Raw genomic sequence first — 15,324 nt, forward strand, 5'->3', positions numbered from 1 at the left:
GCGCAGCAGCCCCAATCCAGGCACTGCGGTGTAGCGGGCATCAATTATGGGGGGGCTTCGCCCCAATGGGGATAAATCCCCTCGCCACAATAAATCCCCTCGCCACAGAAAATCCCCTCGCCACAGGTAAACCTCTTCAGTTTCCTTTGTTCAGGGCCCCCTGAAAACGCCGCAGGTCGAGTGTCAGTGGGAACTCGTCAGCCACCTCCAGATTGGGTATCGGCAGTTTCCCAGGAGTGTGTCCCAGACGGAAGAAACGCGCCATCCGCCGGCTCTCGGCCTCGTTGGCATTCACCGGCAGGCTGTCGTAGTTGCGCCCGCCCGGGTGTGCCACGTGGTACTGGCAACCGCCCACGGAACGCTGCATCCAGGTGTCGAGCAGATCGAAGACCAGCGGCGCGTGGACCGGGATGGTTGGCTGCAGGCAACTGGCGGGCTGCCAGGCACGGAAACGCACCCCGGCGACAAACTCTCCGACCCGGCCGGTGGGTTGCAGCGGCACCGGCACACCGTTGCACGTCAGCAGATACCGTTGCGGGGCCAGGCCGTTGAGCTTGACCTGCAAGCGCTCCAGGGATGAATCCACATAGCGCACGGTGCCACCGACTGCGCCCTCCTCGCCCAGCACATGCCAGGGTTCCAGGGCCTGGCGCAATTGCAGCTCGATACCGCCCGCCGCGTAATCGCCCACTTTCGGGAAGCGGAACTCCAGGTGCGCGGCGAACCACTCGGCCCGCAGCGGGTAACCGGCGGTATTCAGTTCTTCGATGACATCGGCGAAGTCCTGCTCGATGAAGTGGGGCAACAGGAACCGGTCATGCAGTTCGGTGCCCCAGCGCGCCAGTTTGGCCGGTGCATAAGGTTCGCGCCAGAACCGCGCCACCAGCGCCCGCAATAGTAATTGCTGGGCCAGGCTCATGCGGGCGTGAGGAGGCATTTCAAAGGCGCGCAATTCCAGCAAGCCGAGACGCCCTGTCGCGCCGTCCGGCGAATACAGCTTGTCGATGCAGAATTCGGCACGATGAGTGTTGCCGGTCACGTCGATCAACAGGTTGCGCAACAACCGGTCAACCAACCAGGGTGGGCATGCCTCGCCTGGCTCCGGCATCTGCGCAAAGGCGATTTCCAGTTCGTACAGCGCATCGTTACGCGCTTCGTCCACCCGGGGCGCCTGGGACGTCGGGCCGATGAACAATCCGGAAAACAGATAGGACAACGACGGATGGTTATGCCAGTAGCTGATCAGGCTGCGCAGCAGATCGGGGCGTCGCAGGAACGGTGAGTCAGCCGGCGTCGCACCGCCGAGGACGAAGTGGTTACCGCCGCCCGTGCCGGTATGCCGACCATCGATCATGAACTTCTCGGTGGTCAGCCGGGTTTGCCGTGCCTGCTCGTAGAGGAATTCGGTGCGCTCGACCAATTCATCCCAAGACGCCGACGGCTGCACGTTCACTTCAATCACGCCCGGATCGGGCGTGATGCGGAAGTTACCCAGCCGTGGATCGCTCGGCGGCTCGTAGCCCTCCAACAACACCGGGCACTGCAACTCCTCGGCGGTGGCCTCGATGGCACTGACCAGTTCAAGGTAATCCTCGACCCGCTCCAGCGGCGGCATGAACAGATACAGCCGACCTTCGCGGGCCTCGGCACAGAATGCGGTGCGGGTCAGCCAGTCGGCGGACACGTCGATTTCCGGCACGCGATCCTCTTCGATCAGCGCCTCACCGTGACGGGCCAGCTTTTCGGCGCCGGGCAGCTCAGGTAAATCCTGATTAGGGTCGGTCGGGTGGATGAATGGATACTCGGCTGCCGTCACCCACGGCTGGGACGCCAGCGGCAAGCGATAGCCCAGGGGCGAATCCCCCGGCACCAATCGGCAGTGGTTATCCCTCAGGTACCAGCGACCGCTCTGCCATTGATCGCCCTTGGCGGTGCGGGCCAGTGGCAAGACCTGGCCGATCACTTTGTCCAGGCCCTGGCTGAAAACCTTGTGCAACCGCGCCCGCTCCAGGGCATCGTCCAGGCGTGGGTCCTGGGCGCTGACATTCGAAGGCAACGCGCCTTCGCGCCAGAGGTAATAGAAGTTGTCTTCGTAGGCCGGAAACACGAAGCGCGCAGGAATGTTCAAACGTTCAGCGACGCTAGTCAGAAAACGCCCGGCCATCTCGCCATCGGCGCCGTAATCCTGCTGCTCGTCCGCGATCAAACTGCTGTTATGCCAGATCGGCACGCCGTCACGCCTCCAGTAGCAGTTGAGGGACCAGCGCGGTAATTGTTCGCCGGGGTACCACTTGCCCTGGCCGAAATGCACCAGGCCCTGGGGCGCGTAGTGCTTGCGCATGCGCTGGAACAACTCGGCGGAGAGCCGACGCTTGTCCGGGCCGAGCGCTGCGGTATTCCACTCGGCGCCGTCAGGGTCATCGATGGAGACGAAGGTCGGCTCGCCGCCCATGGTCAGCCGTACATCGCCTTCCAGCAGGTCAGCGTCGATTTGCCGGCCCAACGCCTGGATCGCCAGCCATTGCTCTTCGGTGTAGGGCTTGGTCACCCGCGGCGCTTCCCAGACCCGCTCCACGGACATTTCGTGGCTGAATTCACATTCGCACGGCTCCACCAGGCCCGTGATCGGCGCCGCCGATGAAGGATCGGGACTGCACGCCAGCGGAATATGCCCTTCGCCGGCAAACAGGCCGGACGTCGCATCCAGGCCGATCCAGCCGGCGCCGGGCAGGTAGACCTCGCACCAGGCATGCAGGTCGGTGAAGTCCACTTCGGTACCGGACGGACCGTCGAGGCTTTTCACATCGGCGGTCAATTGGATCAGGTAACCGGAGACGAACCGCGCGGCCAGGCCCAGGTGACGTAACAGTTGCACCAGCAACCAGGCCGAGTCGCGGCAGGAACCGGACGCCTGTTCCAGGGTGTGTTCCGGGGTCTGGACACCGGGCTCCATGCGGATCAAATAGCTGATGTCGTCGTGCAGGCGCTGGTTGAGCGCCACCAGGAAATCCACCGCCGGCAGCGGCGTGCGGTCGATGCCATCCAGGTACGCCTTGAATTTCGGCGTCAGCGGCAACGTCTCCAGGTACGGCATCAGCTCGTGTTTCTCATCGGCCCCGTAGGTGAATGGAATCTTTTCGGCGTAGGGTTCGAGGAAAAAGTCGAACGGATTGAACACCGCCATTTCCGCCAGCAGATCGACCTCGATCCGCAGCTCTTTGGTTTTTTCGGGGAACACCAGGCGCGCCAGGTAATTGCCTTGGGGATCCTGCTGCCAGTTGATGAAGTGCTGCTCAGGCGAAACTTTCAATGCATAGGAAAGAATCCGCGTACGGCTGTGGGGCGCGGGGCGCAGGCGAACGATCTGCGGGCCGAGCTCGACGGCACGGTCGTAGCGGTAATGCGTGACGTGATGCAATGCGACATGGATCGACACGGCGTGCCTCCTGCAAACCTGGGCGGAATAGAAAGCGGCGCAAGACTTATGCCATGCAGGCTGGCCGGACACTTTCTTCGTCTACTCAAGGCAGTAGAGCACTAAAACGGAACGATGCCCGACTTCCCGTGCACAGAGGTGCACATAAATGTGGCGGGGATCGTAGCGAATCGACTCAGCGGCGCGAGCGTGAGGTCTTTATCGCTTGAGAGAGGCGTTCACGCTGATGGCGAATTTCGACCAGTTTGCTGCGCATTTCACGGTGGCGTTTGCTGTTGAGCAACAGCAAGCCCAATAGCGGAAACAACACAGCCAGCCCATAAAGCACTTGATGAGGGGCGAAGTAAATCATCGGCAGCACAAACGCCAGGCAGGCAACAAACACCCCCACCAGCAGCCACACCCAGCGCGGTCGTCCCCACAGGACCATCAGGTTACCGTGGGCCACCAGCAGGGTGACCACGGCACCAGCCAGCATGATGTAGATGCCGCTGTCCTCCAGCGGCCATGCTCGGAAATAGGTGACAAACGCCAGCGCAAGCGCCAAGGCAACGGAAAGGTAGGCGGTGAAGATGGCCGCGATGAAGCCAAGGAAGTGCCGCTGGAAGAACACCCGGAGCGTCAGTTCCTTGTTCATTCATCGAACTCTTCATACAGACCAATGGCAATGGTTTTGACATTGCCCGATAACGCACTCCCGGTCAGCCCGATAGCGGCCCCGAGGGAGTCCTTGATCTGGGTGATGGTGCCGTGCCTGAGTTCTGCGGTCGTATAGCGCTTGGGCAAGGAGCCCGCAAGCTGCTTCAGCTTGAGCATCTTTGACGTCAGGCGCGGATCGTTGATGCTCAGCAGCTCTTTGGTCAACTTGGCCCGTTCCTGCCTGTTCAACCCCCTCAGGACTTCCCGCATGGTCTTGCCCGTCGACGCTTTGGCGACCCGCACCAATTTGATCGTCGTCAATGCCGAAGCCCCCACGCCCACCAGCGAAGCCGCATCCAGACCTATCGAGACATTCTGGTACCAGCCTTCGCTGTCCAGCCAGTCGTTCACTTCGGGTTTGGCAACTTCAAGCGTGGTGCGAGCAAGGCCGTTGACGCATTGCAGACTGCTGGCCCCCGCCGCCGTCCAGGCAACTGCGACCATGACGCCACTGGCACCGGCACTGAAGGGGATCAGCAGCGTTCCGCTGGCGATCACCGACCAACTGATCAACGCACCCGAACAGGACAGAGTAGTGTTTACCGCTTCCATGACCAGGCGCGATTCGCGAGGATTGCTCTGCACCTGTTGGGCGAACTGCTCCGGCGTTATGTACTTCTGCGCCTCGCGCAAAATGATCCGCTTGGGCTTGATGCTGCAGATCGGCTTGAATTCCCGCAGGGTCACCACGTTGAACTCTGCATCGATATACACCACGCCAGCGCCGACAATGCCGGGATCGGCGTCAATGGCAGCGAACAGTTTTGGCAGGTTGATCTGGCTTTCGATGCGTTGGCGGGCCATGAACTGGGAGGGGCTGTAGTCCATGCCGATGCCGGGTAACGGGGTGCTCATGGGTCGTCCTTGGAGTCTATAAGTCAAGTTGTGGGCAGCACTGAACGGTGGCGGGCGCCACGATAGCAAAGGAGTAGCACTGCCGCTAGAAAGCAAAACGCCAGCACTTAGGCTGGCGTTTGCGACAGGGTTTGGGCGATCAGCGCGGCACGACCGGCTTGCGCGCCGGCTTCGGCCCTTTGCCCTTGGCGGCGTCCTTGCGCTCCTTGGCCGCCTGCTGGTTGCGGGCGAACGCGGCGGCCTTGGCCTGCTCGCGCTTGTCCCACGAGTTGCCGCCGTCGCTGGCACGTGGCGGCAGGCCGGTGTGCTGGGTCAGGATCCGGGTGGTGTCCTTGCCCACCTTATGGCTGCCGGCCGGCGTCGAGTTCTTGCGACGGGCACTCTGGTAGCTGTCAGTCGCCGGCTGGTGCAGCGGGATCAACTGGTGCTTGCCCGGCCCGATCAGGTCGGCACGGCCCATGCGGGTCAACGCCTCACGCAGCATCGGCCAGCCCTTGGGGTCGTGATAGCGCAGGAAGGCCTTGTGCAGGCGGCGCTGCTCTTCGCTCTTGACGATGGTCACCCCGTCGCTCTTGTAGGTGACCTTACGCAACGGGTTCTTGCCGGAGTGGTACATGGCCGTGGCGGTGGCCATCGGCGACGGATAGAACGCCTGCACCTGATCAGCCCGGAAACCGTTGCCCTTGAGCCACAGCGCCAGGTTCATCATGTCTTCGTCGGTGGTGCCCGGGTGAGCGGCGATGAAGTACGGAATCAGGTACTGCTCTTTCCCGGCTTCCTTGGTGTACTTCTCGAACATCCGCTTGAACCGGTCATAAGTGCCGATACCCGGTTTCATCATCTGGTTGAGCGGGCCTTCCTCGGTGTGCTCCGGGGCAATCTTCAGGTAACCGCCGACGTGGTGGGTCACCAGCTCCTTGACGTACTCCGGCGACTCGACGGCCAGGTCGTAACGCAGGCCGGAGGCGATCAGGATCTTCTTCACCCCAGGCAACGCGCGGGCGCTGCGGTAAAGCTGGATCAGCGAGGAGTGGTCGGTGTTCAGGTTCGGGCAGATGCCAGGGAACACGCAGGACGGCTTGCGGCACGCGGATTCGATCTCCGGGCTCTTGCAGGCGATGCGGTACATGTTCGCGGTCGGGCCGCCGAGGTCGGAAATCACCCCGGTGAACCCCGGGACCTTGTCGCGGATCTCCTCGATCTCGCGAATGATCGACTCTTCGGAACGGTTCTGGATGATCCGGCCTTCGTGCTCGGTGATGGAGCAGAACGTACAACCGCCGAAGCAGCCGCGCATGATGTTCACCGAGAAACGGATCATCTCGTAAGCCGGAATCTTTTCCTTGCCGTACGCCGGGTGCGGAACACGTGCGTAAGGCATGCCAAACACGTAGTCCATTTCCTCAGTGGTCATCGGAATGGGCGGCGGGTTGAACCAGACATCGACCTCACCGTGTTTCTGCACCAAGGCCCGGGCATTGCCTGGGTTGGTTTCCAGGTGAAGCACGCGGTTGGCGTGGGCATACAGCACCGCGTCGTTACGGACCTTCTCCACCGACGGCAGGCGGATCACGGTCTTGTCACGGGTCATTTTCGGGCTCGCCAGGATCTGCACGACCTTGGCTTCGCTCGGGTCCTCAACCGGCCCTTTTTCCTGTTCGATGGCGCAGGCCGCGGTGTCCTGGGTGTTCACATACGGATTGATGATCTTGTCGATCTTGCCCGGACGATCGATACGGGTGGAGTCCACCTCATACCAGCCTTGCGGCGTATCGCGACGGATGAACGCGGTGCCGCGCACATCGGTGATGTCTTCGATCTTGTGGCCGTAGGACAGGCGCTGGGCAACCTCGACAATCGCCCGCTCGGCGTTGCCATAGAGCAGGATGTCGGCGCTGGCGTCGATCAGGATCGAGTTGCGCACCCGGTCCTGCCAGTAATCGTAATGGGCGATGCGGCGCAGGGACGCCTCGATGCCGCCCAGCACGATGGGTACATGCTTGTAGGCTTCCTTGCAGCGCTGGCTGTAGACCAGGCTCGCACGGTCCGGCCGCTTGCCCGCCAGACCGCCCGGCGTGTAAGCGTCATCGGAACGGATTTTCTTGTCGGCGGTGTAGCGGTTGATCATCGAGTCCATGTTGCCGGCCGCGACGCCGAAGAACAGGTTCGGCTCGCCGAGTTTCATGAAGTCGTCTTTGGACTGCCAGTTCGGCTGGGCAATGATCCCGACGCGAAAGCCCTGGGCTTCCAGCAGCCGGCCGATAATGGCCATGCCGAACGACGGGTGATCGACATAAGCATCACCGGTCACGATGATGATGTCGCACGAATCCCAGCCGAGCTGATCCATCTCCTCCCTGCTCATGGGCAGGAACGGCGCCGGGCCGAAACATTCGGCCCAGTACTTGGGATAGTCAAATAACGGCTTGGCTGCTTGCATGTCGATGACCGGTATAAAAGATGAAAAATCGCGGGGGCGGAATATAGCACAAAAAATAGCCAATTCCGACGGCTATGGTCGGAAATCGGCAGCGGCCCATCGTCGGATCGCCGCCCGGAGCAGACTCGCTCCCACAGGGCAATGCAATCTCGTGTGGGAGCGAGCCTGCTCGCGATGAGGCCAGATCAGGCAACGACGAACTTACTCATCATCATCGAAGTTGTAGCTGCCCGGCGCCAGGTTCTCGAACCGCGTGTACTTACCGATGAACGCCAAGCGGATAAAGCCGATCGGGCCGTTCCGCTGCTTGCCGATGATGATTTCGGCGATGCCCTTGTGCTCCGTCTCGGGGTGATACACCTCGTCGCGGTACACGAACATGATGACGTCGGCGTCCTGCTCGATCGCTCCGGATTCCCGCAAGTCGGAGTTCACCGGACGCTTGTTGGGACGTTGTTCCAGGGAGCGGTTCAACTGGGACAAGGCCACTACCGGGCAGTTGAACTCCTTGGCCAGGGCCTTGAGGGAACGGGAGATTTCGGAAATCTCGTTGGTTCGGTTGTCACCACTGGAGCCCGGGATCTGCATCAACTGCAGGTAGTCGATCATGATCAGCGCAATATCACCGTGCTCGCGCACCAGGCGGCGGGTCCGGGCGCGCATTTCCGACGGGCTGATGCCGGCGGTGTCATCGATGAACAGCTTGCGGTCGTTGAGCAGGTTGACCGCCGAGGTCAGGCGCGGCCAGTCGTCATCTTCCAGTTGGCCGGAACGGACCTTGGTCTGATCGATACGCCCCAGGGACGACAGCATACGCATGATCAGCGATTCACCTGGCATCTCGAGGGAATACACCAGCACCGCCTTGTCGCTGCGCAGCACGGCGTTTTCCACCAGGTTCATCGCAAAGGTGGTCTTACCCATGGAAGGACGGCCGGCGACGATGATCAGGTCGGCCGGTTGCAGGCCACTGGTCTTCTCGTCGAGGTCGGTGTAGCCGGTCGACAAGCCGGTGATGGCATTGTCGGTGTTGAACAGGGTGTCGATACGGTCGATAGCCTTGGTCAGCAACTCGTTGACCCCCACCGGACCGCCGGTCTTCGGCCGGGCTTCGGCGATCTGGAAGATCTGCCGTTCGGCTTCGTCGAGGATCTCTTCGGCGGTACGGCCTTCGGGGTTGAAGGCGCTGTCGGCGATTTCGTTGCTGATACCGATCAACTGACGCAACGTCGCCCGCTGGCGGACGATCTGCGCATAGGCCTTGATGTTGGCGACGGACGGCGTGTTTTTCGCCAACTCACCCAGGTAGCCGAGGCCGCCGACCTGGGAGGTCTGGCCTTCCTTGTCCAGTTGCTCGGACAGGGTAACCACGTCGATCGGCATGTTCTGATCGGCCAGCTTGGCGATCGCACGGAAGATCAGGCGGTGGTCATGTCGGTAGAAATCGCCGTCGGAGACTTGATCGAGCACGCGTTCCCAGGCGTTGTTGTCCAGCATCAGACCACCGAGCACGGCCTGTTCGGCCTCGATGGAATGCGGCGGCACCTTCAGGGCGGCGGTTTGCAGATCGTATTGCTCGGGAGCGGTGATTTCGTTCATGGCCACTTGATTCTTTGGGAAACCCAGGGGGTTATGAAAATCAGGAATTGCAGAAAGACAAAGGGCACGACCTGTAAACAGGATCGTGCCCGATGTTACCGGCTAGCACCCAAGGGTGCCAGCCGACAGGTATTAAAGTGCCTGCGCGTCGATCATGCTGCGTTGAAAACAGGTTCGGAATGCTCATTTACAATCAGTAAACTCCGCTTCCTCGCCTGTTTTCGCCTTGCCTGATCGCCGATCGGCGACTTTTCGTACAAAGCTTAGGCTGCTACCACGACAACGCGTACGGTGGCTTCAACTTCGGCGTGCAGGTGCACGGCTACGTCGAATTCGCCTACGTTGCGGATGGTGCCGTTCGGCAGACGAACTTCGCTCTTCGCAACTTCAACGCCGGAGGCGGTCAGTGCGTCAGCGATGTCGTGAGTACCGATCGAACCGAACAGCTTGCCTTCGTCGCCAGCGGTGGCAGTGATGGTCACTTCCAGCTCGGCCAGTTGGGCAGCACGGCTTTCAGCCGATGCCTTACGGTCTGCGGCGGCTTTTTCCAGCTCGGCGCGACGCTCTTCGAACGCAGCCAGGTTGGCAGCGGTCGCAGCGGTAGCCTTGCCGAAAGGCAGCAGGTAGTTACGGCCGTAACCGGCCTTAACGTTTACTTTGTCGCCCAGGTTGCCCAGGTTGGCGATTTTTTCCAGAAGGATCAGTTGCATGTGAAAATCCTCTAACTTTTAACCTTCACCGTTCGCGCTGTCGGCGTCTTTCGACGCCATACGACCGCGAAAATCAATCAGGCTGTCGACGATGGCCAGGACCACCAGCAACGGATAGATCAGCTGCATGAACAGCAACAACGTGACGTACAACCCCACCAGCCAGAACCTGGCCAGTCGCTTTTGCGCCACCAGCCCGTGAATCAGGGCCAGGGCAGCGAAGACCAGCGGTACGCTGCACAACGGCGTGAGCATGGCCATCTGCGGACCGAAGTTCGGTCCCAGAAGCATGCCCGCCAGCAGCAACATCGCCAGCCCAAGCGGGAAACGGATGGCGCGAAATTCGCGACCAAAACCACCCGGGTTGTACAACAACGCCTGCCAGTAGCGCCCGACAATCAGGCTCAGCACACTGACGATTTGCAACAAGGCCGCAATCAGGCCGGTCAGGACCGGTGCGATCAGGGACGCGAAACGCGCCTGCTCCTCTGCCGACATCTGCCGGTAGAGATCACCGAGGGCCTCGGGCAGGATTTTTACCAAAGCCTGCGACAGCATCTCGATCTGGGGCGCGAAAGCCACCCCGAGCACCACTGAAAACACCACCCCTATCGCTATGCTGACCAGCAGCACGCGGTTCCAGGATTCGCTGGCGCGCAACACCAACGCCAGCGCCGAAGACCCCAGAAGCACCATCAGTGCCCGCGGGTCCGAGGCGTACAACCACCAGAGCAAGGCCGGCAGCAGTCCCAGAGCAAGAACGCTAGAGGCGTCCCTCAATCCGCGCCGCAGGAGCACAAGGCTCCCGGCGGCAGCACCCAACCAATACAACAACGGCAATGCCGCACATCCGGCCACTACCAGAGTGGCCTGCATACGGCCGCGCATGATGAACTCAGCTATGGCGCGCATGCATTCAATCCTTTGCTACTTGTCGACTGCCCGGTCTCAGCGGCCGTGGCTGTCGGTGTAGGCCAGCAGGGCCAGGAAGCGGGCGCGCTTGATAGCGGTGGCCAGCTGACGCTGATAACGAGCTTTGGTACCGGTGATGCGGCTTGGAACGATTTTGCCGGTCTCGGATACGTAGGCTTTCAGAGTGTTGAGATCTTTGTAATCGATCTCTTTCACGTCTTCAGCGGTGAAGCGGCAGAATTTACGACGACGGAAGAAACGTGCCATGTGATTGGCTCCTTAAAAGGTCCGTGGATTACTCGTCAGCGTTATCGCTGTTGTCGCTGTCGCTATCGCTGTCATCGCCATCGGCGCTGTCAGAGTGCTCAGGACGGTCGCGACGCTCACGGCGCTCACTGCGGTTTTCTTCAGCCTTGAGCATCTCGGATTGGCCGGTAACGGCTTCTTCGCGACGGATGACCAGGTTACGGATCACTGCATCGTTGTAGCGGAAGTTGTCTTCCAGCTCGGCCAGGGCCTTGCCGGTGCACTCAACGTTCAGCATCACGTAGTGAGCCTTGTGAACATTGTTGATTGCGTAGGCCAGTTGACGACGGCCCCAGTCTTCCAGGCGGTGGATTTTGCCGCCGTCTTCTTCGATCAGCTTGGTGTAACGCTCAACCATGCCGCCGACTTGCTCGCTTTGATCCGGGTGGACCAAAAAGATGATTTCGTAATGACGCATGAATGCTCCTTACGGGTTGTAGCCTGCCGCTTAAAAACGGTCAGACAAGGAGTGAATGACACTTATGGACTTGTGGACGCTAGACACATAAGTGCCTGCCATCACAGCAAGGGGCGCAATTGTAGAGAAGGGTCGAGGCAGGCGCAAGGCAATTGGTGATTATTTGAACAACCACTTCAACACATAACAATGTGGGAGCGAGCCTGCTCGCGATAGCGGTGGGTCATCCAGCACGAATGCCGATTGATACATCGCTATCGCGAGCAGGCTCGCTCCCACAGGACTTGCCTATGCCTTACTTTTTGGCGGCAGCCTTGACGCTACGCTGACGCAGTGCCTCGAACAGGCACACGCCGGTCGCGACCGAGACGTTGAGGCTGCTGACGCTGCCGGCCATCGGCAGCTTGACCAGATAGTCGCAATGTTCGCGGGTCAGGCGACGCATGCCTTTGCCTTCTGCTCCCATGATCAGGATCGTCGGGCCGGTGAGGTCCTGCTGATACAGGTCCTGTTCGGCCTCGCCTGCCGTGCCGACCACCCACAAGCCACGCTGCTGGAGTTTTTCCAGGGTGCGCGCCAGGTTGGTCACGGCCACCAGCGGAATCACTTCCGCGGCGCCACAGGCGACTTTGCGTACGGCCGGCGTCAAGGTTGCCGACTTGTCCTTGGGAACGATCACCGCCAATGCCCCGGCCGCATCCGCCGAACGCAGGCAGGCGCCGAGGTTGTGAGGATCGGTCACGCCGTCCAGCACCAGCAGCAAAGGCGCGCCTTCGGTGCGATCAAGCAATTCCTCAAGCATCGCCTCGCCCCAGACCTGGCTCGGGCTCACCTCGGCCACGACGCCCTGGTGCACGCCTTCGACCCAAGCGTCCATCTCACGCCGTTCGGCCTGGCCGACCGCGACGCGATTTTCGTTGGCCAGCTCGACCAGGGTCTGGACCCGGGGCTCACTGCGGCTTTCCGCCAGCCAGATCTGCTTGACCCGCTTGGGGTGATGACGCAACAGCGCTTCCACGGCATGCACGCCGTAGATTTTTTCCAACTGACTCATGACTTGGCCTTGGGTTTACGGGCGCCGCCACTTTTAGCCGGGGCCGAGCCCGCTTTCGACGGGCCTTTACGGTGTTTGCTCGGTTTGCTGCTTGCGCTTTCGGGGGCCGATCGCCCGGTCTTTCCTCCCGACGCGGCCTTACCACCTTTCTTGGCTTCGGCCAGCAATGCCTGCTTCATTTCACGACTCTTGCGCACTTCGGCATTTTTCGCCGCGGCATCGCTCGGGCGATAGGCTTCATTGGCTTTTTCCTTGGCCGGGCCACGACGACCGGACTTGGTCGAGGCCGGCTCAGCTGCGGCCTTGGCCGAAGGTGCAGACGTTTCGGCACCGCGCTTCTTGCGTCCGATCGGCGCGTCGATGGTCTTTTCCGCCATCTCGAAGTCGATCTTGCGCTCGTCGAGATCGACGCGCATCACCCGCACTTCGACGGTATCGCCCAGACGGAAACTGCGCCCGGTGCGCTCGCCCGCCAGACGGTGATGCACAGGGTCGAAGTGGTAGTAATCGCCCGGCAGCGCGGTGACATGCACCAGGCCTTCGACGTAGATATCGGTCAGCTCGACGAACAGGCCGAAACCGGTCACGGCGGTGATCACGCCTGGGAACGACTCACCCACGCGATCCTTCATGTACTCGCACTTGAGCCAGTTCACCACGTCGCGAGTCGCTTCGTCGGCGCGACGTTCGCTCATCGAGCACTGCTCGCCCAACTGCTCCAGGGCCGCCTCGTCGTACGGATAGATGCGCGCCTTGGGGATGGTCATCGCACCGGCACGCTTGACGTGCGGGGTGTTCATCTTCGAATGGATCACGCTGCGGATGGCCCGGTGCGTGAGCAGGTCGGGGTAGCGACGGATCGGCGAGGTGAAGTGGGTATAGGCCTCGTAATTCAGGCCGAAGTGGCCTTGGTTATCGGCGCTGTACACCGCCTGGCTCAAGGAGCGCAGCATGACGGTCTGGATCAGGTGGAAATCCGGACGATCCTTGATACTGGCCAGCAACGCCTGGTAATCCTTGGGCGACGGACCTTCCTTGCCCTTGTGCAGGGACAGGCCGAGCTCACCGAGGAAGGCGCGCAGTTTCTCCAGGCGCTCCGGCGGCGGACCGTCGTGGACCCGGTACAGCGCAGGGATTTCGTGCTTCTTCAGGAATTCGGCGGTGGCCACGTTGGCCGCCAGCATGCATTCCTCGATCAACTTGTGCGCATCGTTGCGCACGGTCGGACGGATTTCGGCGATCTTGCGCTCGGAACCGAAGATGATCCGGGTTTCCTGGGTTTCAAAATCGATGGCGCCACGCACATGACGCGCGCCCAGCAGCACCTTGTACAACGCATAGAGCTGCTTGAGATCCGGCAGCACCTCGTTGTACTCCCCGCGCAGCTTGCGCGACTCGGCGAGCTTCGGCGTTTCCAGCATTGCGCTGACCTTGTTGTAGGTCAGGCGGGCGTGGGAATGGATCACCGCTTCGTAGAAGCAGTAGTCAGTCATCTCGCCGGACTTGGAGATGGTCATCTCGCAGACCATGGCCAGGCGGTCGACATGGGGATTGAGCGAGCACAAGCCGTTGGACAGTTGCTCGGGCAACATCGGCACGACGCGCTCGGGGAAGTACACCGAGTTGCCACGCACCTGGGCTTCGGCATCCAGTGCCGAACCGAGCTTCACGTAGCTGGAAACGTCGGCAATCGCGACGTACAACTTCCAGCCGCCGGAGAACAGGCGCAGCTTGCCCGGCCGGGCTTCGCAATAGACCGCGTCGTCGAAGTCCCGCGCATCCTCACCATCGATGGTGACGAACGGCAGGTGACGCAGGTCGATGCGCTTCTCTTTGTCCTTTTCCTCTACTTCCGGCTTGAGCTTGGCGGCTTCTTTCAGGACCGCTTCAGGCCAGACGTGGGGAATGTCATAGGTACGCAGGGCAACGTCGATTTCCATGCCCGGCGCCATGTAGTTGCCGACCACTTCCACCACATCGCCTTGCGGCTGGAAGCGCGGGGTTGGCCAGTGGGTGATCTTCACCTCGACGAACTGACCGACCTTGGCGTTGGCGTTGCGGCCCGGGGTGACCAGCACTTCCTGCTGGATCTTCGGGTTGTCCGCGACAACAAAACCGATGCCGCCCTCTTCAAAGTAACGGCCGACGATGCTTTCGTGGGCACGGGAGACCACTTCGACGATCACGCCTTCACGGCGACCGCGGCGGTCCAGGCCAGACACACGGGCCAACGCCCGGTCACCGTCGAACACCAGGCGCATCTGCGCCGGGCTCATGAACAGGTCGTCGCTGCCGTCATCGGGAATCAGGAAGCCGAAGCCATCGCGGTGACCGGCGATACGCCCCAGGATCAGGTCGAGCTTGTCCACCGGCGCGTAGGTTCCGCGCCGGGTGTAGATCAATTGAGCATCGCGCTCCATGGCTCGCAGACGGCGGCGCAGGGCTTCGAGTTGATCTTCGGTCGTCAGCCCGAACTCTTCGACCAGCTCTTCACGGCTGGCAGGCGAACCCCGGTCGGCGAGATGCGCCAGGATCAGTTCGCGGCTGGGAATAGGGTTTTCATATTTTTCCGCTTCACGAGCGGCCTCGGGATCGAGGGACTGCCAATCGGCCATTAGAGAGTTTTCACCTTGTCTATATGCGGGTTAGTTTGGCATAGGCGTAATGAAACGGGAAATTTCAGGCATCCGAAGCCCTTTCTAAATGTCTTTTACCCCGTTCTTCAAGCAGGAAAAGACACCACTCGTGAAATTTCCCGTTTTTTTTATCAAGAGGGGTTTACAGTTAAAAACACGCTCCGTATAGTGCGCGCCATCGACGACGCACACACGTTGCCGATACTGCCCAGATGGTGAAATTGGTAGACACGCCAGCTTCAGGTGCTGGTGACCGCAA

At 61.0% G+C, this 15,324-nt stretch carries 12 protein-coding genes; all 12 read right to left on the bottom strand.

Annotated features, from left to right (window positions below; translation table 11 throughout):
- Positions 1-136: 136 nt before the first annotated feature.
- On the bottom strand, positions 137-3,436 hold the full coding sequence (locus ACODTO_RS25975) for a transglutaminase family protein (protein WP_175385553.1): 3,300 nt from the start codon (positions 3,434-3,436) through the stop codon (positions 137-139).
- Between the two features lie 175 nt (positions 3,437-3,611).
- Entirely contained in the window at positions 3,612-4,073 is a 462-nt protein-coding gene (locus tag ACODTO_RS25980) for a hypothetical protein (protein ID WP_464710261.1), read from the bottom strand.
- Positions 4,070-4,990: an Ssp4 family T6SS effector gene (gene ssp4 / locus ACODTO_RS25985; protein ID WP_489107271.1), complete on the bottom strand. Its 921-nt coding sequence runs from the start codon at positions 4,988-4,990 to the stop codon at positions 4,070-4,072. Before ssp4 ends, ACODTO_RS25980 begins: the two co-directional genes overlap by 4 nt.
- A gap of 139 nt (positions 4,991-5,129) precedes the next feature.
- Positions 5,130-7,430 (bottom strand): YgiQ family radical SAM protein, encoded by a 2,301-nt coding sequence (locus tag ACODTO_RS25990; protein WP_139646752.1) that lies wholly within the window; start codon positions 7,428-7,430, stop codon positions 5,130-5,132.
- Between the two features lie 201 nt (positions 7,431-7,631).
- Positions 7,632-9,029: a replicative DNA helicase gene (gene dnaB, locus ACODTO_RS25995; protein WP_024779176.1), complete on the bottom strand. Its 1,398-nt coding sequence runs from the start codon at positions 9,027-9,029 to the stop codon at positions 7,632-7,634.
- Positions 9,030-9,292: 263 nt separating this feature from the next.
- Positions 9,293-9,739, bottom strand: a complete 447-nt coding sequence (gene rplI / locus ACODTO_RS26000) for a 50S ribosomal protein L9 (RefSeq protein WP_003186385.1) — start codon at positions 9,737-9,739, stop codon at positions 9,293-9,295.
- Between the two features lie 18 nt (positions 9,740-9,757).
- Positions 9,758-10,651, bottom strand: coding sequence for a YybS family protein (locus ACODTO_RS26005; protein ID WP_139646754.1), 894 nt, complete (start codon positions 10,649-10,651; stop codon positions 9,758-9,760).
- Positions 10,652-10,687: 36 nt separating this feature from the next.
- Positions 10,688-10,918 (bottom strand): 30S ribosomal protein S18, encoded by a 231-nt coding sequence (rpsR, locus tag ACODTO_RS26010; RefSeq protein WP_002551829.1) that lies wholly within the window; start codon positions 10,916-10,918, stop codon positions 10,688-10,690.
- 28 nt (positions 10,919-10,946) lie between these two features.
- Positions 10,947-11,375 (bottom strand): 30S ribosomal protein S6, encoded by a 429-nt coding sequence (rpsF, locus tag ACODTO_RS26015; protein ID WP_003186395.1) that lies wholly within the window; start codon positions 11,373-11,375, stop codon positions 10,947-10,949.
- A gap of 295 nt (positions 11,376-11,670) precedes the next feature.
- Positions 11,671-12,429 carry a 23S rRNA (guanosine(2251)-2'-O)-methyltransferase RlmB gene (rlmB, locus tag ACODTO_RS26020; protein WP_041024061.1) on the bottom strand — a complete coding sequence of 253 codons (759 nt, stop codon included), beginning with the start codon at positions 12,427-12,429 and terminating at the stop codon, positions 11,671-11,673.
- Entirely contained in the window at positions 12,426-15,044 is a 2,619-nt protein-coding gene (rnr, locus tag ACODTO_RS26025; RefSeq protein WP_175385552.1) for a ribonuclease R, read from the bottom strand. Before rnr ends, rlmB begins: the two co-directional genes overlap by 4 nt.
- Before the next feature lie 84 nt (positions 15,045-15,128).
- Positions 15,129-15,324: hypothetical protein (locus tag ACODTO_RS26030; RefSeq protein WP_489107272.1), on the bottom strand; the 196-nt coding region annotated here is incomplete at its 5' end.

This window comes from Pseudomonas sp. FG13, from assembly GCF_057809755.1.

Excerpts from the sequence above, each read along its gene's own strand:
- rnr (WP_175385552.1), bottom strand. The coding sequence starts at position 15,044 with ATGGCCGATTGGCAGTCCCTCGATCCCGAGGCCGCTCGTGAAGCGGAA.
- rplI (WP_003186385.1), bottom strand. The coding sequence starts at position 9,739 with ATGCAACTGATCCTTCTGGAAAAAATCGCCAACCTGGGCAACCTGGGC.
- ssp4 (WP_489107271.1), bottom strand. The coding sequence starts at position 4,990 with ATGAGCACCCCGTTACCCGGCATCGGCATGGACTACAGCCCCTCCCAG.
- rlmB (WP_041024061.1), bottom strand. The coding sequence starts at position 12,429 with ATGAGTCAGTTGGAAAAAATCTACGGCGTGCATGCCGTGGAAGCGCTG.
- ACODTO_RS25990 (WP_139646752.1), bottom strand. The coding sequence starts at position 7,430 with ATGCAAGCAGCCAAGCCGTTATTTGACTATCCCAAGTACTGGGCCGAA.
- rpsR (WP_002551829.1), bottom strand. The coding sequence starts at position 10,918 with ATGGCACGTTTCTTCCGTCGTCGTAAATTCTGCCGCTTCACCGCTGAA.
- rpsF (WP_003186395.1), bottom strand. The coding sequence starts at position 11,375 with ATGCGTCATTACGAAATCATCTTTTTGGTCCACCCGGATCAAAGCGAG.
- dnaB (WP_024779176.1), bottom strand. The coding sequence starts at position 9,029 with ATGAACGAAATCACCGCTCCCGAGCAATACGATCTGCAAACCGCCGCC.
- ACODTO_RS25980 (WP_464710261.1), bottom strand. The coding sequence starts at position 4,073 with ATGAACAAGGAACTGACGCTCCGGGTGTTCTTCCAGCGGCACTTCCTT.
- ACODTO_RS26005 (WP_139646754.1), bottom strand. The coding sequence starts at position 10,651 with ATGCGCGCCATAGCTGAGTTCATCATGCGCGGCCGTATGCAGGCCACT.